General features: G+C 41.5%; 22 protein-coding genes, 1 tRNA gene and 1 pseudogene. 7 read left to right on the plus strand and 17 right to left on the minus strand.

What is annotated here, in order from left to right; translation table 11 throughout:
* Positions 1-4: 4 nt before the first annotated feature.
* Positions 5-382 carry a response regulator transcription factor gene (locus V7L07_RS20895; RefSeq protein ID WP_190890190.1) on the minus strand — a complete coding sequence of 126 codons (378 nt, stop codon included), beginning with the start codon at positions 380-382 and terminating at the stop codon, positions 5-7.
* Between the two features lie 79 nt (positions 383-461).
* Complete coding sequence (locus V7L07_RS20900; protein WP_335060820.1) at positions 462-1,529, minus strand: response regulator; 1,068 nt, start codon at positions 1,527-1,529, stop codon at positions 462-464.
* A 958-nt stretch (positions 1,530-2,487) separates the two neighbouring features.
* On the opposite strand from V7L07_RS20900, the gene V7L07_RS20905 reads away from it, so the two are divergent.
* Entirely contained in the window at positions 2,488-3,171 is a 684-nt protein-coding gene (locus tag V7L07_RS20905) for an HAD family hydrolase (protein ID WP_335060821.1), read from the plus strand.
* Between the two features lie 80 nt (positions 3,172-3,251).
* On the opposite strand, the gene V7L07_RS20910 is transcribed toward V7L07_RS20905, so the two are convergent.
* The 4 genes from V7L07_RS20910 to alr form a co-directional block, all read right to left on the minus strand.
* Positions 3,252-3,524, minus strand: coding sequence for a hypothetical protein (locus tag V7L07_RS20910; RefSeq protein WP_335060822.1), 273 nt, complete (start codon positions 3,522-3,524; stop codon positions 3,252-3,254).
* Between the two features lie 120 nt (positions 3,525-3,644).
* Positions 3,645-3,959, minus strand: a complete 315-nt coding sequence (locus V7L07_RS20915) for a hypothetical protein (protein ID WP_335060823.1) — start codon at positions 3,957-3,959, stop codon at positions 3,645-3,647.
* Positions 3,960-4,291: 332 nt separating this feature from the next.
* Positions 4,292-4,373, minus strand: a tRNA-Leu gene (locus V7L07_RS20920).
* Between the two features lie 106 nt (positions 4,374-4,479).
* Positions 4,480-5,667, minus strand: coding sequence for an alanine racemase (gene alr / locus V7L07_RS20925; protein WP_335060824.1), 1,188 nt, complete (start codon positions 5,665-5,667; stop codon positions 4,480-4,482).
* A 426-nt stretch (positions 5,668-6,093) separates the two neighbouring features.
* Between alr and V7L07_RS20930 the strand changes: the two genes are divergently transcribed.
* Complete coding sequence (locus V7L07_RS20930; protein WP_069070622.1) at positions 6,094-6,591, plus strand: HNH endonuclease; 498 nt, start codon at positions 6,094-6,096, stop codon at positions 6,589-6,591.
* A gap of 119 nt (positions 6,592-6,710) precedes the next feature.
* Here V7L07_RS20930 and V7L07_RS20935 read toward each other — a convergent pair whose 3' ends face one another.
* Positions 6,711-6,851, minus strand: coding sequence for a hypothetical protein (locus tag V7L07_RS20935; RefSeq protein WP_335060825.1), 141 nt, complete (start codon positions 6,849-6,851; stop codon positions 6,711-6,713).
* Positions 6,852-7,307: 456 nt separating this feature from the next.
* On the opposite strand from V7L07_RS20935, the gene V7L07_RS20940 reads away from it, so the two are divergent.
* Complete coding sequence (locus tag V7L07_RS20940; protein ID WP_335060826.1) at positions 7,308-8,591, plus strand: DHH family phosphoesterase; 1,284 nt, start codon at positions 7,308-7,310, stop codon at positions 8,589-8,591.
* A 176-nt stretch (positions 8,592-8,767) separates the two neighbouring features.
* Here V7L07_RS20940 and V7L07_RS20945 read toward each other — a convergent pair.
* A pseudogene (locus V7L07_RS20945) lies at positions 8,768-9,181 on the minus strand (class I SAM-dependent methyltransferase); the annotation flags it as partial.
* Positions 9,182-9,280: 99 nt separating this feature from the next.
* Between V7L07_RS20945 and V7L07_RS20950 the strand changes: the two are divergent.
* Both V7L07_RS20950 and V7L07_RS20955 read left to right on the plus strand, forming a co-directional pair.
* Entirely contained in the window at positions 9,281-10,138 is an 858-nt protein-coding gene (locus V7L07_RS20950) for a ParA family protein (protein ID WP_335060827.1), read from the plus strand.
* A complete protein-coding gene (locus V7L07_RS20955) occupies positions 10,138-10,557 on the plus strand; it encodes a hypothetical protein (RefSeq protein WP_335060828.1) in 420 nt (139 codons plus the stop codon). The genes V7L07_RS20950 and V7L07_RS20955 overlap by 1 nt, the downstream gene beginning before the upstream one ends.
* Before the next feature lie 36 nt (positions 10,558-10,593).
* Here V7L07_RS20955 and V7L07_RS20960 read toward each other — a convergent pair whose 3' ends face one another.
* The 3 genes from V7L07_RS20960 to groES all read right to left on the minus strand — a co-directional run bounded on the left by V7L07_RS20960 (position 10,594) and on the right by groES (position 13,584).
* Entirely contained in the window at positions 10,594-11,343 is a 750-nt protein-coding gene (locus V7L07_RS20960) for a DUF4351 domain-containing protein (RefSeq protein WP_335060866.1), read from the minus strand.
* A gap of 126 nt (positions 11,344-11,469) precedes the next feature.
* Complete coding sequence (gene groL / locus V7L07_RS20965) at positions 11,470-13,107, minus strand: chaperonin GroEL (protein WP_335060829.1); 1,638 nt, start codon at positions 13,105-13,107, stop codon at positions 11,470-11,472.
* Between the two features lie 165 nt (positions 13,108-13,272).
* On the minus strand, positions 13,273-13,584 hold the full coding sequence (gene groES / locus V7L07_RS20970) for a co-chaperone GroES (RefSeq protein WP_069071443.1): 312 nt from the start codon (positions 13,582-13,584) through the stop codon (positions 13,273-13,275).
* A gap of 1,095 nt (positions 13,585-14,679) precedes the next feature.
* On the opposite strand from groES, the gene V7L07_RS20975 reads away from it, so the two are divergent.
* On the plus strand, positions 14,680-15,357 hold the full coding sequence (locus V7L07_RS20975; RefSeq protein ID WP_012407592.1) for a response regulator transcription factor: 678 nt from the start codon (positions 14,680-14,682) through the stop codon (positions 15,355-15,357).
* Positions 15,358-15,434: 77 nt separating this feature from the next.
* On the opposite strand, the gene V7L07_RS20980 is transcribed toward V7L07_RS20975, so the two are convergent.
* The 3 genes from V7L07_RS20980 to V7L07_RS20990 form a co-directional block, all read right to left on the minus strand.
* Complete coding sequence (locus tag V7L07_RS20980; RefSeq protein ID WP_335060830.1) at positions 15,435-15,743, minus strand: NIL domain-containing protein; 309 nt, start codon at positions 15,741-15,743, stop codon at positions 15,435-15,437.
* Positions 15,744-16,156: 413 nt separating this feature from the next.
* Positions 16,157-17,551 carry a hybrid sensor histidine kinase/response regulator gene (locus tag V7L07_RS20985; RefSeq protein WP_335060831.1) on the minus strand — a complete coding sequence of 465 codons (1,395 nt, stop codon included), beginning with the start codon at positions 17,549-17,551 and terminating at the stop codon, positions 16,157-16,159.
* A gap of 172 nt (positions 17,552-17,723) precedes the next feature.
* On the minus strand, positions 17,724-18,686 hold the full coding sequence (locus tag V7L07_RS20990) for a chemotaxis response regulator protein-glutamate methylesterase (protein ID WP_335060832.1): 963 nt from the start codon (positions 18,684-18,686) through the stop codon (positions 17,724-17,726).
* Between V7L07_RS20990 and V7L07_RS20995 the strand changes: the two genes are divergently transcribed.
* Positions 18,685-18,813, plus strand: coding sequence for a hypothetical protein (locus tag V7L07_RS20995; RefSeq protein WP_335060833.1), 129 nt, complete (start codon positions 18,685-18,687; stop codon positions 18,811-18,813). The two genes, V7L07_RS20990 and V7L07_RS20995, sit on opposite strands and share 2 nt — an antisense overlap.
* 77 nt (positions 18,814-18,890) lie before the next feature.
* On the opposite strand, the gene V7L07_RS21000 is transcribed toward V7L07_RS20995, so the two are convergent.
* From V7L07_RS21000 to V7L07_RS21010, 3 genes are read right to left on the minus strand one after another with little or no spacing between them, the layout of a single operon-like run.
* A complete protein-coding gene (locus tag V7L07_RS21000) occupies positions 18,891-21,149 on the minus strand; it encodes a hybrid sensor histidine kinase/response regulator (protein ID WP_335060834.1) in 2,259 nt (752 codons plus the stop codon).
* A complete protein-coding gene (locus tag V7L07_RS21005) occupies positions 21,149-21,904 on the minus strand; it encodes a chemotaxis protein CheW (protein ID WP_335060835.1) in 756 nt (251 codons plus the stop codon). Before V7L07_RS21005 ends, V7L07_RS21000 begins: the two co-directional genes overlap by 1 nt.
* Positions 21,905-21,913: 9 nt before the next feature.
* Positions 21,914-23,686: a HAMP domain-containing methyl-accepting chemotaxis protein gene (locus tag V7L07_RS21010; RefSeq protein ID WP_335060836.1), complete on the minus strand. Its 1,773-nt coding sequence runs from the start codon at positions 23,684-23,686 to the stop codon at positions 21,914-21,916.
* Positions 23,687-23,864: the final 178 nt, after the last annotated feature.

The raw sequence follows: 23,864 nt of genomic DNA on the forward strand, positions 1-23,864 counted from the left end.
TGATTCAAATTACCACTGATTTAATAGTACGTAGGAGATGTTCGCGGGTATAAGGCTTAGTTATATAGGCATCTGCACCTTGCCTCATCGCCCACAAACGGTCAATTTCTTGATTTTTAGAACTACAAACCACAATCGGCACTTTTGCAGTAATTGGATTTCTTCTTAGATAACGACATAATTCAAATCCACTCATTTCTGGCATAACTACATCAGTAACAATCGCATCTGGTTTTTCTAACACAGCTTTCTCTAAACCTTCTTTTGCACCACTTGCCTTAATTACGTTGTAACCACTTTCTTTGAGATAATGGCTCATTAATTCCAATTCACTGGGAGAATCTTCTACAATCAGAATCGTGCCAAGCAAAGTCAGACTCACTATTAAATCTCCTAAAAAAATAAATTAAACGTATTAGCTTTTTTATAAGAATTCGGAATTCAGAATTCTGATTCCTAAATCAACCAAGATGCTTGAAAACCATTTTTAGCAATTCTGATTGTGTAAAAGGCTTGGTCAAATATCCTGACGATCTAACGATTTTAGCCTTTGCTCTGTCGATAAATCCTGTTCTACCAGTCACCATAACTATCGGTGTATTTTTAAAAGCTGAATGTTTCCGTAATAAGGAACATAGCTCATAACCATCTAAACTTGGCATTTCAACATCTAGCAAAATTAGATCGGGTTTACTCCGCAGAATTTGCATTAAAGCTTTTACCGGATCGTTGATCATCACAACTGAAAATGTGTTTTCATCCAAAAAGTGTTTGATGGAATTCAAAACTGTTTGGCTATCATCAATGCAGGCAATTGTATATAATCTTTTACCAACAGTTGGCTGACTAATTTTATTATTCTCAGCAATATCAAAATTGATTGGTATCGGTAATTTTTGGCCAATTTTTATTTGCAGTTGTGGCTGAACTTGAGTCTGTTGTGTTGCAGCCAAAACTTGGGAACTCCCACCAGCCGGAATTGATGACTGGATATTTTGCCGATTTCTTAATTGCTTTTGACAGTGTTCAACAAGTAACCGTAAATCCAGACGACAGAACTTTGGTAATTCATCCAAAGAGCTTTCAGGGCTAAATTCATAACTACCTTCTTTTAAACACAGAAATGATTCCAGCACTTCTTTTGCCAATTCGTCTATCAGGCTTCCTGCTTGCACAGAGGTAATATAGTCCTGATTTACTAGCCAACAAATAGCTTGGTAATCCGCATTTGGTATTGATTGATGTTCATTCTTCGTCTCAAACATCAGCCGCATCTGCACGCGAGTGGCGCTGTTGAGAGCAGGAATTTGCTGACTCAATCGCCGCAAGTGACTGTCAAGACGCTCAAACAGTTTATCTGAATAGGAGGCATAAGTAAGTTTACCGTCCTCTAGATAGATTGACCAAGAAACTATCCCGGTAAATATGCTTAAGCAACCTGTAGCACGTCGACTGGTTAATTGTGCCAACAGAGATAGCGGATGTAGTTTCTGGAACAACCTGTAGCTACCTATAGGAGTTGTGCTCATTTTGCTTTTACTTCAGCTAAATTCGATACGTGTAAGCTCAATTCGTGCAGAGTTATTCCACAAATTAAAGTTAAGTAAAAGGCTTCAAAGTTTTGTATTTTAAAGTACACAATTTTGACCTCTAGGATTTGTGGTGAAACTCAACGAAAGCGGCTTTATATTCAAATGCTCAAATCTCAGTAAATTCGTAAATTGTTATTAATTTACTTCCTGTTACTGAGATTTATAAACATTCGGGAAAAATAAGACATAGAAATGTCAAGACTAGATGAAGCCACTTTCCATTGAGTAACCCCATTCTGACCACAGGAATAATACTGATTTTCTTAAAATAATATCTTTGAACTTCTGTATTTACACTTAAGTAAAATCTAGTCTTTAAGGATATGAGTACTAAATGAAGCCACTTTCTATTAAGTAACGCCTTATGACTACAGGGATAATACTGGTTTGCTTGGTAAAAATAAAACAGACTTGATAAGGTCAGGAGTTAAAAGACTTTAGGCAAACTTTTATACTAAAGCAATATTTTACTGCTTTGGCAGAGATGTTTGTCCAAAAAATTTGCGCGATCGCCTGTTTTCTCCTGATTACTCTTACTGTATTGATTTTGCAGTTGCTTGATTTTAAAAGCAGTCAATACCTGAATTTCTGGAACTATAATAAACCCCTCGATTCAGATGCTCTCTACGAGATGTTGCGCTATTCACTAATTGCATAAAATTTCATTCCGTTAGCGGATAAGCTCAAAAACATCTAATTTGCATAATCGAATTAAACATAACTCTTGTGGGGTTGGCATCTTGCCCGCCCAGCTTATGCAATTTAAATATGGAACAGCTTAGCTAAGGTTTAGCCCATTCTGACGACTGACGCTTGAATTCTGTTTTGATAAAAACCCGCCATTGACAGGTAATACAATAAAATGACAAACCAATGACAAAAATTGAGTAACATTATGCGTTATTCTGTATTGGCCACTGACTACGACGGTACACTAGCAACTGACAATCATGTAAATAAAAATACTTTGGCAGCGCTTTCACGTCTGCGAATTTCTGGTTACAAACTCATCTTGGTGACAGGTAGACAGCTAGATGAATTGCTGCAAGTTTTTACACAAGTAGATTTATTTGATTATGTAGTGGCAGAAAATGGCGCTTTGTTGTACTCACCAACTAGCCGTAAGGAGAAACTATTAGGTTCGCAACCATCACCAGAATTTATTAAGGCATTGCGCGATCGCCAAGTCAAACCTCTGTCAGTTGGTCGTGTAATTGTCGCTACTTGGCATCCCCAAGAAACCATAGTTTTAGAAACTATCCGCCACTTGGGATTAGAATTGCAAGTCATATTGAATAAAGGTGCGGTTATGGTGCTACCATCAGGAATTAATAAAGCCACAGGATTAGCCGCCGCTTTGGAAGAGATACAGTTATCACCTCAAAATGCAGTGGGGATTGGCGATGCAGAAAATGACCATGATTTCCTGAGTGTTTGTGGTTATTCTGTAGCCGTTGCCAATGCTTTGCCGACACTCAAAGAACGTGTGGATTTTGTGACTAATGGTAGTCGGGGGGATGGTGTTATAGAACTAATTGAAAAACTCATCAACTCAGATTTAGCTGAATTTAAGCATTAATTTGAGCAGGTTTATGCAAAGAAAAAAGGAGAGTATTGCTACTCTCCTAATGTAATATGAGTGAGTTATAATTTCTTTTTTTAATTTCTTTTTTTAGTGGTAAAGCCTGGCTTGACGTTCACGCAATTCACGGGTACGTTGTTCACGAGCTTGACGTTCACGTAATTCACGGGCGCGTTGTTCACGAGCTTGACGTTCACGTAATTCACGGGCACGTTGTTCACGAGCTTGACGTTCACGTAATTCACGGGCACGTTGTTCACGTACTTGGTGTTCATGTTCAGCTTTGCTATTATTAAAAGCCAGAGTATTACCATTAAGATGATCGCGATCGGATTTAAATTCAGCAGCATTAGCATTTTGAGAAAGAGCAGCAATTGAAGCAGCTGCTAATACAGCGCTTCCCGCTATTATGCAATACAGTTTTTATCCTTGCCCCCTCCTAGCATAGCTTTTAGTTTTGAGGATGTACCTCATAGCTGCCGGAAGTGCTGTAAGCCTCCAAGAAGAATAGATTTAAAGCGGTTCATATACTCTGTAATCTCTCTTGTATTAATTGATTTGTACATTCTCAATGTAATCGGAAGAATCAGGCATCTGCCTGTATATAAAGTCATGTTGAAATAGTTACTTTTGTCACTAATACTAATATTTTGCGATCGCCCGCCTGAAAGCAAACCAAACCATTGCTCATAGTGCGGTGCTGTACCGAATGACAAAGCCCACCCACAGGCTAAATTTCCTCTCAAGAAAAGGCGGTGAGAAGAGCAGATCACAGTAATTACCATAAGAGACGATTATCTTCAGATTTGGTATCACTCAATAACTAAGTACAGCCCACCACAAAAAGAGTATGGAATTGAATCATTCGTAGGTTGGGTGGTAGCAATATCCCCATAGGGGTGTATAGTGAAACCCAACATCAACCCTCGATACTTCCGAACCCCTTTTATGGTGACGTGTACTAAGCGATCGCAAAACTAAAAAACACAGATAATAATCTTCATTACGCCAGCAAAATCTAGCTCTACTGAGCTTCGTGCCAGTAGTTGATGACGAATTTATGCATAAAATTACTGCATGAACCTGTTGGCTCATGCAGTTTTTGGTAATTATAGAGTGCGGATGAAAGGACTTGAACCTTCACTCCTTTCGGAACTAGAACCTAAATCTAGCGCGTCTGCCAATTCCGCCACATCCGCATCAGTTTATTATCGTACCATAAGAAATTATTTTTGGGAATAGGGGAAGCAGGGAGCAAGGGAGAAAAGTTTTCCCCTCTGCCTCTTTTCAATGCCCCATACCCAATTACATAACTGCAACACGAGGCAGACGATGCTTGAAACCGCAGAGAATTTCCCAGGAAATAGTATTTAGTTGTTTTGCCCAATCATCGGCTGAAATTTGTTCTTTTCCCTGTTCTCCTAGCAAGGTGACTACTTCTCCCTCTTGGATATTAGGGATGGCACTCACATCCAGCATTAACTGGTCCATTGTAATCGTCCCGATTTGCGACACTCGCTGACCGCGAATTAACGCCTGCATCTTGTTGGAAAGACCGCGAGGAACACCGTCAGCATAGCCAATGCCCACGACGGCTAGGCGAAGTTCACGCGGGGCAATAAATTTATGACCGTAACTAACAGCTGTTCCTGCGGCAATTGTTTTAACTTGGGTAACTCGTGCCCTAAGTTCCAAAACGGGTTTGAGGTCGATCGCATTTTGTAAATGCGGTGCTGGGTAGAGTCCGTAAACGGCTAAACCTACTCGCACAATGTCGTAGTGTAATGCCGGATTTGTGAGTGCGGCGGCTGAGTTGGCCAAGTGCAAGCAGGGCACTTGAATTCCCATTGCTTTGATTTGAGCGATCGCATCCTCAAATCGTTTATGCTGTTCTTCCATTGCCGTTGTATCAGGATCATCTGCTGTTGCCAAATGAGAATAAATACTAGCAATAGAAAGATGTGGTAAGCGCTGGACTAATTGCACAAATTCGCCAGCTTGTTGCCAATTAGTTCCCAACCTCGACATTCCTGTGTCTAATTTGATATGTACGGGTACTGGAGAACTATAATTCATGGATTCCAGAGTATCAGAAAATACTAAAGCTTGTTTAGGGTTACAGAGTGTGACCTGGAGTTTCCAATGTGCGATCGCATGAATCTGTTCTGGTGTATGAGTTGCCCCTAAAATCAAAATGGGCGCTTGAATCCCGCCTTCTCGCAATTGAATAGCTTCTGGGACTGTAGCCACTCCCAGCCAACTAGCTCCTGATTGGATTACGGTTTGGGCGACTGTCACCGCACCATGTCCATAGGCATCAGCTTTGACTACTGCCATCAACTGGGTACGCGGCGATAAAAACCGTACCAATTGCTGTACATTGTACGATAACGCCCCTAAATCAATTTCTACCCAAGCTCGTTGCGAAAACCACGCGTAGGTGTCGCATTGCTGATCGGGAACTACACCAGGGATTCCTTTGCCACTTAACATTTGTACTGACTCCTATCCCACCACGGCTAGACTTTCAAATTATCTATCTATACACGCTCCTAAAAGCGAGATCAGATTAAATAGGAAGTTTAACCTTCATATTGGAATTGATACAAGATGTTGCGGCACTAAAGTAAAAGTTAGGAGTTGAGAGTTATTAGTGAAGAGTTAGAAGTTAAGAGTTAGAAGTAAATCTTACGGCTCAACTTTTCACTCTGTTTTTCTCTACGAGACGCTGCGCGATTGCGTTACCATACGTAAGCTTATTCGCATCATGTTATAAATTTTACTTTTAAACTCCTAACTCCTAACCCCTAACTCCTAACTTAATTTCCAAATTCTCCCGGAAGTATAATTTATTCTCATCTCCCTAGCAGGGTGTATTTGTGTTAATATATTGTAAAACTCATACCCTGAGCGCAAATAATGGGGAAGGTTTTAGTCTTAAACGCCTCTTACGAACCTCTCAACATAACGAGTTGGCGTCGCGCTGTAGTTCTTTTAATCAAGGGCAAAGCAGAACGCGTGGAACACAACGGTAAATTTCTGTACTCGGATTTCCCGTTGCCGACTGTGATCCGGTTACGTCATTATGTACGTGTTCCTTATAAAGAAATTCCTCTGACCCGCCGAAATATATTGCACCGTGATGGTCATGCCTGTCAATACTGTGGTTACACAGGTGATGAATTGACCCTAGATCATGTAATACCGCGATCGCGCGGCGGCGGCGATACCTGGGAGAACATTGTTACCGCTTGTGTCCGTTGCAATGTCAAAAAAGGTAGTCGGACTCCCCACGAAGCCCACATGCCTTTGCGTCATCCTCCCCGCCAACCTTATAGCAGTCTCTATTTCGAGGTCAGCAAGCATCTTAAGAGTGGACTGCACACAGAATGGCAAAAGTATGTCATAGGTCTTTGAGCAAAATAAAGCAGAGGAACAGAGGGGAAAGAGCCAATAACTAAAGTTATGGAATGTTAAAAAATTGGCGGCTGTGTAGCTTGCAACGAAGCGGAGTGCTTCAACGTTCGCTCAAGCCTCTAAATTTGTTTATGAGTTTTCCCTTTGCTCCTCATCCCTGCCTTGAGAGTGCTGAGTAATGAGTGCTGAGTGATGAGTAAAAATACCAGTCCCCAGTCCCCAGTCATTCTTTCACCCTCCTGCCTTGTGCTTTTTTCCATTAGGCTTTGCTCTGAACAATCAGAATTTTCAAAGGGGATATAAACACACATTGTTCATCAAAAAAAAATAATTGTTAATTGCTTAAATAGTCACAATAATGAGAATATTAAGCATAAGAATATTTAAAATATCAAAGACTAATCCTAAAGTATAAGATAGAAAGTATATCCTAAGTCAGAGAAAAATCCCGCCGATCAAATTTACGAAAGAGAAAAAAGCCCCTAAAACAGATTTATGCTGCCAGATACAGCCCAATATACTCAACTTACTTGCTGTATGCCCTTTAGTGGAATTTAGTTGATGTTAAGCGCTGTTACTGACAAAAAATATACTTAGATGTATAGTGCAATGTTTTGATATTTTTGCGAAGATCATAATAATGTGGCTAAATTCAGTGAATTGCTGCTCGTAGTATTTCTGAATTAAAGGAGCCTCACACTTTAAAAAAGTTCCCTATGTACTTTAATTCTCCCGTTACTCAGTTTGAGAGTTTGTCGTTGACCACAGAGCCAAACCCAGAGGAACCTGAAATCGAGAAAGCGCCAGTGGAAGTTGCATTTAAGAGTCCGCCATTATCGCCATCGGTAGGTGATGGGGCTATATATCTCAACCAGCGTGGTAATTCGCTGGCACAACAAAAATCAGAAGAACTGCAAAAAACCCTTTTGGCACACCGACACGATCGCCAGCTGGTAATTCTGCAAGATTTTCCCGATCCTGATGCCCTCTCATGTGCTTGGGCCTATCAGTTAATTGCCCAGCAATATGATATCAAATGTGAAATAATTTATGCTGGTGCATTGAGCCATCAAGAGAATATTGCCTTGGTAAGACTGACGAACTTACCGATCCAACGCTGGACAACGCAAACCTTGAAAACCAAAGATTTGTCGTGTTATCAAGGTTTTGTCTTAATTGATAACCAGGGAACCACTTCACAGCTATTATCAGCGGTGCAGCAAGCTAAAATTCCCCTAGTGGTACTCATCGACCATCACAGTATCCAAGGCGATCTCCACTCAGAGTTTGAGGATATCCGTCCTTATGTAAGAGCGACGGCAACAATTTTTACTCAATACCTCCAAACGGGATTATTGGCATTAGATAGCAGCATAAATCAACACGTCAAATGTGCTACCGCCTTGATGCACGGCTTGCGATCGGATACAAATCGGTTAATGCAAGCCCAAGAGGAAGACTTTATGGCAGCTGCGTATTTAAGCCGATTTTATGACGCTCAACTGCTGAATGCCATTCTACAGGCGAACCGTTCCAAGCGGGTAATGGATGTGATCGAGCGATCGCTAAAAAATCGTATCGTTCAAAATAACTTTTCCATTGCTGGTGTTGGTTACTTACGCTACGAAGATCGTGACGCCATCCCCCAAGCGGCTGATTTTCTCGTCACCGAAGAAAACGTCCACACTGCCGTAGTTTACGGTATTGTTCACGATGAAAACGAAGAACTAGAAATAGTCATTGGCTCCCTGAGAACCAGTAAACTCACCCTTGACCCCGATGAATTCATCAAAGAAGCCTTTGGACAAGATAGTGCAGGGCGCTTTTTCGGCGGTGGAAGGACAAGCGCAGGCGGCTTTGAAATTCCGATGGGCTTCTTATCTGGCAGCAACGAAAATTCCGCTTATGCAAAAATAAAATGGGAAGTATTCGACGCTCAAATTAAGCAAAAATTGTTGAGGTTAGTTAATCCGAGAGACAACCCGATTCAGTCGGAGTAGAGGGAACTCAAGGATCATTGGTATCAACTTAACGTGAAAGCTGCTTCTAGACTTGCTTTTAGATTGCCTCGTTCCCAGTCTCCGACTGGGAATGCTCGTTGTTGATGCTCCGCCTCTCTTACTGGCGGCTCTGCCGCTTTTGAGTTGCATTTCCAGCCTCCGGCTGGAAACGAGAATGGTTTTAAAATGCGGTGAAATTCCAATAAAGTTGGTTCGGGATTGAACCAGTGGAAAGCTTGAAAACAAGTAACTAAATCAACTGAATTATCAGGTAGTTGGGTAAATTCTGCTGTTCCATCACGAAACTCTATCAAAGGATGTGCTTGGGCAGTTTCTCGCATTGCCGCGTTTGATTCTATGGCGATGACATTAACTCCGCGTTCAGCTAACAATCTTGAAGCAATTCCTGTACCTGCACCAATATCTGCTGCTACGAGTTGTGAATTTTCACCTAATCCTTCCAAGATAATATCAATTGCATCTGCGGGGTAACTTGGTCGATATTTTACATAATCCTCTGCTCTCTCAGAAAATCGATTGAGTGGGTTTAAGGTATGTAAGGGAGTTGTTTCAGGATTAATTTGGCTCATGGGTTTTGATGTAAAAGTAAAAATGAACCTGTTAGTTAGGCATATTTTCAGGGAAGCATAGAGCTGTAGCTCATGAAATGCGTCAATCTACCAGAAATTATGACAGCTAAAGTGATAAGCATTTGCAACCTCAAGGGTGGAGTTGGTAAAACTACCATAGTCATGGCATTAGCAGAATACTTAGCAGGCGATACAATGTACAAAAAGCGTGTACTTGCTATTGACCTTGATCCTCAAAGTAATTTGACTAGTGCTTTAATGTCAGAAGAGGTTTGGGAAAAAGAATTTGAAAGTAAAAAATTGACATTGCCTTATTTATTTAAAGATCCTGAATATTTTTTAGAAAATATTAAAAACGAAAATTTTATAGTCAAACACAATGTTTCAAATGTTAGAAATAGAAATTCTTTCGCCCACTTACATCTGATACCTAGTAGCCCAAGGCTATTTGAAATCCAGGAAGAATTGCCATCAGGTTATTATTCTTTTAACTTTAAACCTGTTGATCTTATTCGTAGAATCCTCAAACCCTTATTGAATAATTATGACTATATCTTAATAGACTGTGCCCCAAATATTAACACAGTAGTTAAAAGTGCATTTCTAGCTAGCCATGCTTGTATAATCCCTTGTGTACCAAACCGAATGTCAATTCATGGATTAGATTTATTACTTGAACACATTGAAAAGTTTAATAGAGATTATATACATAACTTAAAAGCAATTGGAACATTAATTTCTCGTTACAACCGAACTATAGCCCAAACTGAAAATTTAAACTCTATTATTGTTAACCCTTTCTATCCACAAGTTTTTGAAACCAAAATTTTAGAAAGAGCAAGAATTGCAGAAGGGTTAGAATTAAGTAATTATTTGACATATAAACAAAAATATGATGATTCTCATGATTCTATGGTGAAATTAACTAAAGAATTTATTCAGAGAGTAGGTAAATAATGGAAAGCTCACAAATTGCAAACTTATTAAGAACGATCGCAGAAGTTGTAGAATCAGATCCAAAATTTGCCAAGGCTGTAGAAAAATGTCTAACTAACAGTTTAAACGCTCAAAAAAGTAAAAAATTGTCCGAAGTAACACCAAAGCAATCAGACGCTAGTAAAACTCTTGAAAATGGCTATCTTATCCTAACTGAATGTCGGCAAATTTTACGCGAACAGGGTGAAGAACAAGTGAGGTTTTACTTAACTGAGCTAGGAGAACAAGTTAGAGAATTATTGAAACATGGTCAACTTGACCCGAAACGCTCTATGCGCCGCAGGAAGGATTTGAATAGTATTATTGAGCATATTATTCAAAAATTGCAAGCTCAAGATAAAAGCGGAAAACTACTTGCAGCCTCAATCTCTAAAATATGATGCAGCTTTAAAAGTAAATTGTTTTTATTAATTCCTCTATTGCTGCTCTAACCAAGCTACCAAATCAGCAACTTCCGAAAAATCCAACAACGCCTCTCCCAAATCCTCTAACTGTTCAGCAGATAAATTCCGAACCTGCTCAACTAACGATCCATCAATATCACCAAAACGCCGTTTCAACTGACGACTAATCAATTTAAACGCTTCCTTTTGAACGATATCTTGATAAATTACGGACTCTTTCATAATATCCTCCCGTAAAAATTGCCGAACTAAATCCTTATCAAATCGCAAACCCGCCAGAATTTCTACACAACCCGCGATATTTTGTCGCTCCTCCCTATCTGGAATTGTAGCGACTTGTTCAGCCACTTGTGCCAGTAAAGTTTGCGGCGAGTCAGTTCGCGTCAGACTTGCTAAAGGTAACAGCGCCGGATTAACTAAAAATAGTGTTGAATCTTGCTCCCAAAGACGAACAACCTGATATTGGTGAATCGTTGTGTTGTCCCGATATTCTTCGGTAAAAGCCATTTCGTTAGTAGTTTCTTGTAAAAAGATTAGCACTTGCATTACAGGACAACGGTATTGGCGCTTCAGCCTCACAGAATAATCGAGCATTCGGAAATTAAGCGCCGGATTGGATTTCGCCAAAGTTTGAAATTCAATGTGCAAAATTTGGTTAGCTGCTTGCAAAAATGTCACAGAATCCGCGCGAATTGGTTCAAGCGTCAGTTCCGTTTTTAAGACTTCAATTTGTTGCACCTCTATCCCAAGTAACCAACGCACAAACTCGGCTGGATACTGTTCAGCTAAATATTTACAAGCGTTGTCGTAACTCTTCTCCTGACACAAAAAAACAGCCGCCTCCACAAGGGAAGCAGCTGTTTTCACAAATTATGTAACTACAAAGTATTAGTAATCGAAGTCGCCACCGCCACCAGCACCAGCGCCAGCAGGAGCGCCATCCTTAGGCTCAGGCTTGTCAACTATAATACATTCGGTTGTCAACACCATGCCAGCGATGGAAGCAGCGTTTTGCAGAGCAGAACGAGTCACTTTCGCAGGGTCAACAATACCAGCAGCTAACAAATCGACGAATTCGTTTGTTGCAGCATTGTAGCCAACGTTGAATTCTTTCTCTTTCACGCGTTCAGCGATCACAGCACCATTCTGACCAGCGTTTTCAGCAATCCGCTTCAGAGGTGCAGGTAAGGCGCGAACGACAATCAACGCACCAATCAACTCTTCATCTTTAAGATTGCTCTTTGCCCAAACTTCCAATTCAGGAGCAAGATGAGCCAGAGTTGTACCACCGCCAGGAACGATACCTTCTTCCACAGCAGCTTTAGTAGCGTTGATAGCGTCTTCTAGGCGCAATTTCTTGTCTTTCATTTCGGTTTCGGTTGCTGCACCCACTTTTACTACAGCAACACCACCAGAGAGTTTAGCAAGACGCTCTTGTAATTTCTCTTTGTCGTAAGAAGATTCGGTTTCATCGATTTGACGACGAATCTGTTCTACACGAGCCTTAACAGCAGCTTCGTTACCTTCGGCAACAATTGTAGTGCTGTCTTTGGTGATGGTGATTCGGCGAGCTTTACCCAGGCTATCCAGCTTGGTATTATCTAGCTTCAAACCAGCATCTTCGGTAATTAGTTGACCACCAGTTAAAACAGCGATGTCTTCTAATAGTGCTTTGCGGCGATCGCCAAAACCAGGAGCCTTAACAGCAGCCACGTTGAGTACACCGCGCAAACGGTTTACTACCAAGGTTGCCAAAGCTTCTTTTTCAATATCTTCGGCGATAATCACCAAAGGACGACCAGCACGAGCTACTTGCTCTAACACTGGTACCAAGTCTTGTACCAAAGCGATTTTCTTATCGGTCAGCAAGAGGAAAGGTTCATCAAAAACCGCTTCCATCCGTTCAGCATCGGTAGCGAAATAAGGAGAGATGTAGCCTTTGTCAAAGCGCATCCCTTCAGTGATTTCCAACTCGGTGAACATAGATTTCCCTTCTTCTAGGGAAATTACGCCTTCCTTACCCACCTTGTCCATTGCTTGGGCAATCATCTGACCAACTTCTTCGTCATTACCAGCCGAGATCGCACCAACTTGGGCAATGGCTTTGGAATCTTCCACTGGACGGGCGTGTTCTTTGATTTTGTCTACCAAAAAGGCAGTAGCTTTGTCAATACCGCGCTTCAGCGAAATCGCGTTAGCACCTGCTGCAACGTTCCGCAAGCCTTCTTTGACGATCGCATGAGCTAAAACGGTAGCAGTGGTAGTACCATCGCCCGCAGCATCATTAGTCTTAGAAGCAGCTTGACGAATCAGAGCTACGCCAGTGTTTTCAATATGATCTTCTAATTCGATTTCTTTGGCGATCGTTACACCGTCATTGACAATTTGTGGTGCGCCAAATTTCTTTTCTAGAACTACGTTACGACCTTTAGGGCCAAGGGTAACAGCTACAGCCTCAGCCAGAATGTCAATGCCTCGCTCTAGAGCGCGACGAGCGTTTTCGTTGTAGATAATGCGCTTTGCCATAGGTGTCTAAATCCAGGGATTAGGTCAATTTTTTCTTGAATTGGGTATTAGGGATTGGGGAAGGTGGGGTCCCCTCTGGGGATAAGGGGTAATGGGGATTGGGGATTGGGGATTGTTCCCATCTGCCATAACCCATACCTGATAACCCATAGCCCTCATAACCCACTAGATAACAACTGCTAAAATATCTTTTTCAGAAAGCAGTACATATTCTTCTGTGCCGAGCTTAATGTCAGTGCCAGCGTACTTGGAGTACAACACTTTATCGCCGACTTTAATTTCCAATTCTTGACGGCTACCGTCGTCATTACGCTTGCCAGGGCCAAGGGCGACTACTTCCCCAACCTGGGGCTTTTCCTTAGCTGTGTCGGGCAAATACAGACCACCTGCGGTCTTTTCCTCAGAAGCGTTCACTTTTACGAAAACGCGATCGCTTAGAGGTTTAACTGTAGAAACGCTTAGAGATAAAGCTGCCATAATTATTTTCTCCAGAGTTTAGCACTCTCAACTCCTGAGTGCTAATTTACCTAAAAGTGGCATCTAATGACAAGAATCCCTTGAGTACGGGTTCCCGAACTAGAGGGGCATAGATGTACTTAAGTATAAATGCTTAATTATCTCTACCTTTCAGGTTTTGTTCTGTAAGTTACGAAGAGAGTAGAGAGTGGGGAAGAGGAAGCAGGGGAGCAGAGGAAGAAAATATTACCTTATTATTTCCCTCATCCCCCCAGTCCCCAATCCCCAATTTTCAAAGCTTGGAAAAGGGATCTGCTTGATGAGTAACAACACAGTGATCCAGTCCAACCATCAAATCGCCAAAATCACTAAGTCTCTAGAACATAAGACCCTGAGTAATTGTGTAGAAAGTTTAGAAATTGCAAAAAATCAGCAACACATTTTTATTTGTTCTGACGAGACAATTGTTAATTTCTACTTAAAACGAGCTAGTCTGGAATCCTGGGAATGCTTAAAAAGCGACTTAAAGAGTTCAAACTCAATGAGCCGCATACTAGAGTTACGCCATTTGCGTCTTTAGAACAAAAGCCAACTGCTTGCGTGTTTCTTGTTCTAGACTCATAATGGTGGTTTACACTGATGGTGTCGCCAAGCAAACCCGGAAGTTACCTTGCGGATGATCCAAGAACACTGAATAGGCAATAAGGTGGTAAAAGAATATGCGTTTTTAACCCATCCTTTGCCAAAAACTTCCCTAGTTTCTTGTGAATTCCTCATAGAGGCTTAACAACCGAAGGATATGTTATGGCAGTAAGCTTAAAGAAAGTGCGGGTTGGTTTTGAGGTAGGGTCATCTTTAAGCCAATACTTAACTTGTGAGTCAGAAGGATTATTATTTTATCAGTGTTTTTTACCCCGCCCCTTTCAATGCGATATATAATAGCGCATTATAGATACTACTGCTATACGTATCCTTGCTGGACTTTTGCTATCGAGCTACCAGTCTATTGAAAATGCTCGGCATTTTTGAGACTTCGAGACAGCAAAGGCAAGTTAAGTAGGAAAAAGGACAACATCTCGAATAACCCACCATAGAGGATAAATATTCAAGACTTTGATGGACCGAAGCGCGACAAGTGCCACTGCTATGAAAGAGCCCAGCATGAAAGATCACAAACGACTTCTATTGATTGATGATGACCCTAACCTCATCTTGCTGGTGAAGGATTACTTAGAATTCCGGGGATACGAAGTCATCACCGCCGAAAATGGACGTGAAGCTCTGGAAATTTTAGAGCAAGATGTTCCAGACATGATCATCTGCGACGTGATGATGCCGGAAATGGACGGATATACATTTGTGGAACAAGTCCGGCAAAACGAACGCACCAGCTGGATTCCGGTTCTTTTCCTTTCAGCTAAGGGACAAAGTGCAGACCGAGTTAAGGGTCTGAATAAAGGTGCTGATGTTTATATGGTCAAACCCTTTGAACCAGAAGAACTTGTAGCGCAAGTTGAATCCTCGCTGAAACAAACTATCCGTTGGAAAGAACACCAAGCAAAAGGAGGCGAAAACGGTTCCCGTATCCAGGTTCCCTTCGATGTCCAGTTAACCCCAACTGAACTGAAAGTAGTCCAGTTTGTTGCTAGGGGTTTAGCTAACCGTGAAATTGCTGAAGAACTAAATGTTAGTCAGCGCACAGTTGAAAGCCATGTGTCCAATATGTTGGGCAAAACCAATCTCCACAACCGCACTGAATTAGCGCGGTGGGCGATTGAAAATCAAATGGCCTAAACTCAGTACCGAGTGTTGAGTGCTGAGTGCTGAGTGTTTTTGACTCAGCACTCATAACTCAGGACTCAGCACTCAATTTACCAACCATCTTCTTCAGGGCTGGATTGGTGCAAAACTTCTAAATCCAGTTCATCCAGGTAAGTTAGGGCGCTTTCAATTTGGGAAACAGTACCTCGCAGTTCCAGATCGAAGCAGCTATATTGTGGCACGTTTGCGCTTACCTGAGCATCAGTAATAATGACTGTGATGCCATAGTGAGAAACCAGTCGTGAAATGACTGGTTCCTCATTCAAGTCTTTAGGAATCCGAACCTGGATGCGAGTCTGGGTGCGTCTATTATCTAAAATATCAGTATTAGATTTTACTTGTTTATTTGGAATTGCCATTGTAGCTTCCTGTTCGACTTCTTGGATGAGGGTTTAGTTTTGGATGATTTCTTTTAACACTAGCGTCACTTATCCTATGCACGCAAGCGGTAGCAAATGATTCATAATTCATAATGAAGGTTAGATGATATGAATTATGGGTTCCTATAAACAAGTGCGATCGCACGCATCTAAATGCAATACGGTTCGGTTAAGCTTTTTTGATGAAAATTATAGAGTGCAAAGATGCGATAAATTATCACAAAGACGGCGATGAATCGCCGTCTCTTGTCTTAACCAAATAGTATTGGTATCAAATGGATTATGTATTTATTAAAACAGAATTCAGCATTCTTCTTTAGAAACTTACAAGTTAAATTTTGTTAGAAGATAAATCAACGTCCTAAAAAATAATTATCTGGTGAAGTCTTAATTTAAGTGTCACTTTTATGATTAACAGCTAATGCTATTGGAATTTCGATCGCAAATTCTGTTCCATAGCCAAATTCGGACTTTAGCTGAATATTTCCCTGATGTTTCTGAATAATTTGATGGCTAATTGCTAAACCTAATCCCGTTCCTTTGTTGATAGGTTTAGTTGTAAAGAAAGGATCAAATATCTTGCTTTGAATCTCCGCATCTATTCCATTAGCGTTATCTCTGAATGTAATTATCACTGTTTCTAATTCAGTTACTTCAGTTTGAATCACAATTTGCTTTTGGATCTGATTATCTAACTCTAGTAAAGCATCAATGCCATTACTAAGGATATTCATGAATACTTGGTTTAGTTGTGCTGGATAACATTGAACAGGTGGGAGATTTCCATATTTTTTAATAATTTCAATTTTTGGGTGTAGCCGATGATTTAAAAGTAATAAAGTACTTTCAATACCTTCATGAATATTAACAGCTTTTTTCTCTGACTGATCGAGTCGAGAAAAATTTCTTAGAGACAGCACAATGTCACGAATCCGATCAGTACCTATCCTCATAGATGAAAGAATTTTTGGTAAATCATCTACGATAAAATCAAGGTTAAAATCACCAAACTCATCTTGCAATATAAAATGTGATTCAGGATGTTTTTTTTGATATAGTCCAATTAAATTTAAAAGACAGTTAACATGGTTATTTAAGTGGTTAAAATTGCCATGAATAAAATTGACAGGATTATTGATTTCATGGGCTAAACCTGCAACCATCCGACCCAAGCTAGACATTTTCTCAGTCTGGATCAATTGAATTTGGGTAGTTTGCAATTGCTGTAAGGTATTTTTTAACTGTTGTGCTTGAAGTTGGGCAGTAGCAGTTGCAGTAGTGAGTGCTTTAAGATTATTGTATGCTTTGGAATGATAACGAATGCGGGCAATTAACTCAACGGCATCAGGTAACTTAATTAGGTAGTCATTTGCACCCTCGGTAAAGGCATCGGCTTTCAACTTTGCTTCTTCTTTACTGGATAGCATGACGATCGGAATATCACGAGTTACTGGATGAGAGCGAAACCAACGCAGTAGCATTAATCCATCAATATCTGGCATAATCATATCCAAAAAGATCACCGTTGGTTCTATGGCGATCGCATCTTGAATAGCTTTAGCTGGATTACTTGTGTAGTGAAGGGAAATATCTGTTTCTGTTGCAACGATCCGACGAAAGGCTTCGCTGATAATTACCTGATCGTCAATTAGCAAAAGTCTCACTGTGGATATTTTGGCATCCAGAATAAATGGCGCAGCTTGCGGGGTTTCTGGTTCACTCCACTTCGGTGATGATTTTTCTGTCTTTTGAGATATTTGTAAGAGTGCTGTTTCTTGCGGGTTCATTTAGCACCTCTAAATAGGTCTTTGTTTTCACGACTACAAACTAATAAGTTAAATGTACTAATTTGCAATTGTCGCAATTATATCTCGGTAATTCAGGATTTTGAAATACTTCGTAAAGGTGTTTTAAGCATTTGCTTTCAGGCATATATTTTGATAAAAGTATAATAAATTACTATTTAATTAAGTATTTTGCCGTAAATTTGATGCAGGCTGATGCGATCGCTTCAACAGGCAAAACCTCCACCGCAGCTTTTAATTCCACTGCTACTTTCGGCATTCCATAGACGACGCAAGTTTTAGGGTCTTGGGCAATAGTGTGCCAACCTGATTCGCGCAATCGTTTTAAGCCTTGAGCGCCATTTCGACCCATACCCGTCAGCAATGCCCCAACCCCCTTTCCAGTCCAATTTTTAGCCACACTCTTGAAGAAAACGTCAATCGATGGATGGTAGGAATAATTTAGTGGTTCTTTGTCATAACCAAGGGTGAGATCGGGATGCATTACCAAATGAAGATTTGTGCCGGCAATCATAACTTTACCAGGCTGTGGTGTATTGCCTGCGATCGCTAATTGCACAGGTAGAGGAATTTGCTCATTCAACCAGGTGGCAAAACCTTGGACAAATTGAGCATCTACATGCTGAACAACAATTACAGCCGCCGGAAAATCTTGGGGAAATTGCGAGAGAATAGTTTTCATTGCTTGGGGTCCACCAGTGGAAGCCCCGATCACAATTAGCGGTGGGAGTGATTCTGGGTGATGGATAGGAAGCGATCGCCGATGTGAAGATTTGCCAATTAATTGAGCGATCGCGGCAATTTTATTTAGTAGCCCATCATCACCGAAAACTGGCGTGTTAATGGCATCCAAGGCTCCATAGCCCATTGCTTCAAAAACCTTGGCTGTATAGCGATTAACGCTAGCTGTCACCATCACAATGGCGCAGGGAGATTGGCTCATGATACGCCGTGTCGCTTCTACTCCATCCATGCTTGGCATCAACACATCCATCAAAATCAAGTCGGGAGTATCAGCCGCACACTTGCTTACAGCCTCCGTACCATCGTAAGCAACCCACGCCAACTGATAGTTTGGCACTTTTACCAGAACCCGCCGTAGTGCCTCTACAGCCATGAACATATCGTTAGCGATCGCAATTCTCACAGGCTATACCATGTTTGGATTTTGGATTGTCAAAGGTTTATTGCTAATTTTCTTTGTGGTTGCTTCCTTTATTTCTAAATTTAAAGTTTACAAATAGTTCGATTAAGACAAGAGACGCGATAAATCGCCGTCTCTACAAAAAATTTATTCCAAAATCTAAAATCTAAAATTGGTTTATGCCTCTCCAATTAAATCAATCACCGCCTTTAACAGAGTGTCATCATGAAAACTACTCTTAGTCAAGTAGTAGTCTGCACCTGCTTCTAAGCCTTGCAATCGATCTTCTTCCCGGTCTTTGTAAGAAACAATAATCACGGGTGTTTGCTTCAACGTTGCATGAGTTTTGATCTGGCTGGTGAGTTCAAAGCCGTTCATTCGGGGCATATCAATATCTGTCACCACTAAATCATAATCGCCGCTACGGATTGCATTCCAACCATCAATGCCATTAACTGCAACTTCAGCTTTGTAACCGTTGTTTTCTAAGAGTTTGCGCTCCATTTCGCGCACAGTGATCGAATCATCTACTACTAACACTCGCTTGTAGGTTTTGGTAACTGCCTGATGAGCAGACTGATTTACCTGAGAAAGTTGTCCACTAGAAAAGACCTTGGCAATGGAACGTACCAAATCTTCGACATCGACAATCAACACTGGGGAACCATCATCCATCAGGGCGGCGGCGCTAATGTTAGGGACTTTACCAAGGCGGGGATCTAAGGGTCGGACAACCAAGCTGCACTCACCGAGAAACCGATCTACAACTAATCCGTAACGATTAAGGCGATCGCTAATTACAATCACTGATAACGATTCTATATTCACCGCAGGCGACGCTAAATCTAAAACTTGACTCGCCAAAATCAACTCCACTGGTTGATTATTCATCAGGAAAAATGGGCGATTTTCCGATACAGCAATCTTAGACTTCGATAATATCAACACCTGTTCAATGCGTGTCAACCCAAAAGCATAGGGTTCGCCAGCAATTTCCACCAACAGTGTACGAATCACAGATAGCGTCAATGGTAACTGCAAGTGAAAGGTCATGCCTCTTCCCAACACAGAAACCGCCCGCAGCGTCCCGCCAACTTCCCGCACTGCGCTATGGGCTATATCCAAACCCACACCTCTACCCGAAATTTCAGTTACAGTCTGGGTTGTGGAAAAACCAGGCAAAAATAGGAACTCCATCAACTCAACTTCGGTAAGTTGGGCTGCCATTTCCGGGTTTGTCAGTTGTTTGCTGATGACTGCTTGGCGCAAAAACTCGATATCGATTCCCCGTCCATCATCTGCAACGGTAATAAACAACATTCCGGCGCGATGGGTAACTTCAATACGAATAATTCCTTCTTCTAGCTTTCCTGCTGCTAAACGATCCTGGGGCGTTTCAATGCCATGATCGATCGCATTCCGCAAAATATGAGTTAATGGAGCTTCTAGGCGTTCTAGAATATCTCGATCTACCAAAGTAGACTTCCCAACGATTTCCAGTTTCACCCGTTTACTCAACTGTCTTGATAAGTCGCGCACCATTCGCGGAAATCCCTGTCCCCCATCAGCAAAGGAACACATTCGGGTAGCAATAACTTCCTGATATAAACGATGGGCAAGGTTAGCAGAACGCTGAGAAAATTTTTCTAGTTGGTTTTGGCGATCGCTCATCATCTGGTAACATTCATTAGCTTTTTGATGAGTTGCACTCAAGGTTTCCTTAATTTGCCGATCCAGATGATAGTTGCTCAATAACTCCTGTAACTTCTCCAGCAGGTTGGATAATTCCCCCTGATTCTTTCTCAGCTTCAGCAAAGAGTTAGCAAATGGTTCTAATAAATTCGCCTCAACTAAAGACTCTCCAGCTAAACCCATTAAGCGATTGAGATTTTCAGTACTCATTCGCACCGCCCGATTTTGGGTGATGCCTAGTTCTTCTAGTGGGAATGGGGAAATAAGGGTTGTCTGTTGGTTTTCTTCTAACTGCGCTGTTGTTATTAGGGGATGAATTTCTGTAGAGGTTGCCTCTGGAGTTAGGATATTAGCGATCGCACTTACTAACGATTGAATGCCGATATCTTCTAACATCTGCAAATTTGGGTTAGCTGTAAACATTTCAGCGATATTCAGGAGCATATCTACCCCTTGCAACAATACATCAATGCGATCGGCAGTTAAGGTAACTTTTCCCTCTTGAGCCGCCACAAAGCAGTCTTCCATGACGTGGGCAAGGTTGACAACCGGATCGATTTGGACAATTCGGGCAGCGCCTTTGATGCAATGGGCTGCCCGCATTAAGGCTGCTAGTTCTGGTTGGGGATCGGGTTTCGTCTCCAGTGCCAACAGGCAATCATTCAATACCACAACTTGGGCTTTTACTTCCATGTTGAATAAATCCAGCAAGGAAAGATTGCTGACATCAAATTCTTCTAACATTACTGCACCTTCCTAGCCAAGGTGGTGAATAACAATTCATCATCCAAATAACTGACACTGTGCGTTAGCGTAGCTCTCCGTTCGCGTAGCGTTCCGCAGGAAAGGAATCGCTCTTGTGACACCCCAGATTGCCAGTGAAATAATCCTTTAGTATAAGTTTGAGTCAAACTCTTGGGCGGATCTTGTAACTCATCCCGATGAAATCGGTGTACTCCATAAAGTTCATCTACACCAAACACCCAAGTGTTACCTGCCTTTTCTAGCACCACCATGCGTGGATACACCACAGGAGTTAGGGTTTGTACTGGTGTATCGGCAACTTCCAGATTCAGCAGATGACTCAAAGAGATACACAATCGTAATTCGCCTCGGATACTTACCAAGCCCCTTAAGATTTGGTTCCTGCGATGCGGTAGGGTATGAACCACGCTCGGAGGGGAAATTTCCTTGAAGATTTGAGCAGAAAGTGCCAGCCATTCCCGTTGCAGACGAAAAATCACAACCGTTAGAGTTTGAGTTGTGGGCAACCCAGAGAATGATTTTTCATCGACTCTAGATTCTGCCAACAATTGAGTCCATTCGTGCCGATAATTTTCGGCTATGGAACGCTCCAATAAGTGGCGACCGGCGGTAGAGTAGATAGGACAATTGCGGCAGTGGGTGTGTGTGGCTAATTGGGGACAGGAGCGATCGCCCTCAATGCCGATAAAATTCCAACAACGTTCAATATTTAAGGGAGTAACGATCGGGTTCATAAAGGTTGCTCAAGAGAGTTGGTGAAATCCGGGTATAGCGTCTTCTGTTTTCACCTGAAAGCGGGCAATCTCTTGACGCAATCCTTGGGAAACTTGGTTGAGTTGGGCTATGGCATGATTGATCTCTCGAAGGGAATCTGTAGTTTGCACAGAGGTATTGCTCAACTGCGCCATTGTCTCACTAATTTGTTGCGCTCCTATAGATTGGGTTTCCATACCCCGGTTAACAAACTCAAATCGCGGATTCAGGTCTTGCACTTGCTGGATAATTTGCCCAACCTGTATGCTGATGCTGGCAACATCTTCTATACTCCGTCCTACTTCTGCGGCAAACTTGTCCATCTCCATCACACCTGTAGAGACTGACGATTGCATCTGCTTCACCATCTGCTCAATATCGAGGGTAGCAACGGCAGTTTGATCTGCTAATCGGCGAATTTCTCTAGCAACTACAGCAAAGCCTAAGCCATATTCTCCAGCCTTTTCGGCTTCGATCGCCGCATTTAATGACAGCAGATTCGTTTGATCTGCAACCTTGGTAATTGTGACAACGATAGTATTAATGTTGTTTGCCTTTTCGCTAATTACTCCCAATCGAGCTGCGATCGCATTAGTGGCTTCTGCTAACTGGCGCATGGTGGTTTCCATCCGCAGTATATCTTTTTGACTATCATTGGCTGCTGTCGTTGTAATTTGTGAAATGGTCGCAACTTGTTCCATTGCACTTACTAATTCTCTAGAGGTTGCGGAAATTTCTTTAGTAGCCGCAGCTACCTCATTCGTAGAAGCTACTTGCTCAATGAGCGTCCCTTCTAATTGTTTACCTGAAGCTGCTATTTGAGTCGCTGAAGAAGTAACCTGTATACCTGAATGCTGTACCTGACGAATCAGAGTGTTTAGATTCTGGATCATGGTTTGGAAAGCAGTTAATAGTCTATTAATTTCATCTTTGCTATTGGAGTCAGCATTGACCTGAGTTGTTAAGTTACCCTGAGAAATTTGCTCTGCAACCCTAACGACACCAAAAATCTGAAATGCAATTTGTCGCGCGATTACAAACCCAAGAATAATTGCAGTTATCGGGCCAATGACAATTCCTACAGAAATCCAGAAAATGCTGTGAGCCACATTCTGTTCGACTTGTTTTTGTGTATCTGATATGTAACCTTCATTAAGTTTTAAAAGTTTTTCTTCTTGATCATCAGTTATTTTAAATAACGGCTCTTCTCTATTTTCTCCCTCAGAATCCATGCGATTACGTAGTTGAATCGCTGTTTGAACAGTGGCAAAATCTGAAGTTTTCTCTTTTCCTTGACGCATTAGCTCAATTTGTTTTTTCCAAGGATTGTGAATACCAATTTGATTGTACTGCTGCTCAATATCTAACAATTTTTCATGGTCTTGTTTCCAGGTATACAATTGTTCTTTAAGTAAGCCATATTCTTTTTTCTCTTGTTCGCTTAATGGCGTTGCTTCGTACTGTTTAATGCCTTCGTTAATCTGTTTCCAAGCGTCCTCAATTTGAGTTATTGCACCCTGTCTTTCACTAACAGTGATTTCAGGATTAAATAGTAACCGTTCTGCCGATTGGATTTGTGTCTGACCTTCCTTAATCTTCCATATCCCCGACACACTGGGGATGTTATCCGTCGCTAGTATGTTAATATACTGATTTAACTCGTTGGTGGTGAACCATCCCAGCAAGGCCATCGTGAGTACAATCAGTCCTATGAATAAAAATGAACCGATCAACCGTGTTTGCAAGGTCATGTTCTTGAACATTGGCTATCCTACTGTTCCTCTGCTGCTGTAAAACGCGTTCATCTCTTAAAATTCCCAAATCACAAACAAGATGAACAGTCTGTATTTTCATTTTGAAACAAATTATTAAGTAGGTAGCCTTAGCTCAGAGACTAACTTTTCCTTCTGATGTCAAAATGTTGAGTGCTGAGTAAAAAGT

The organism is Nostoc sp. (assembly GCF_036916985.1).
In the GTDB taxonomy this organism is placed as follows: Bacteria; Cyanobacteriota; Cyanobacteriia; order Cyanobacteriales; family Nostocaceae; genus Nostoc.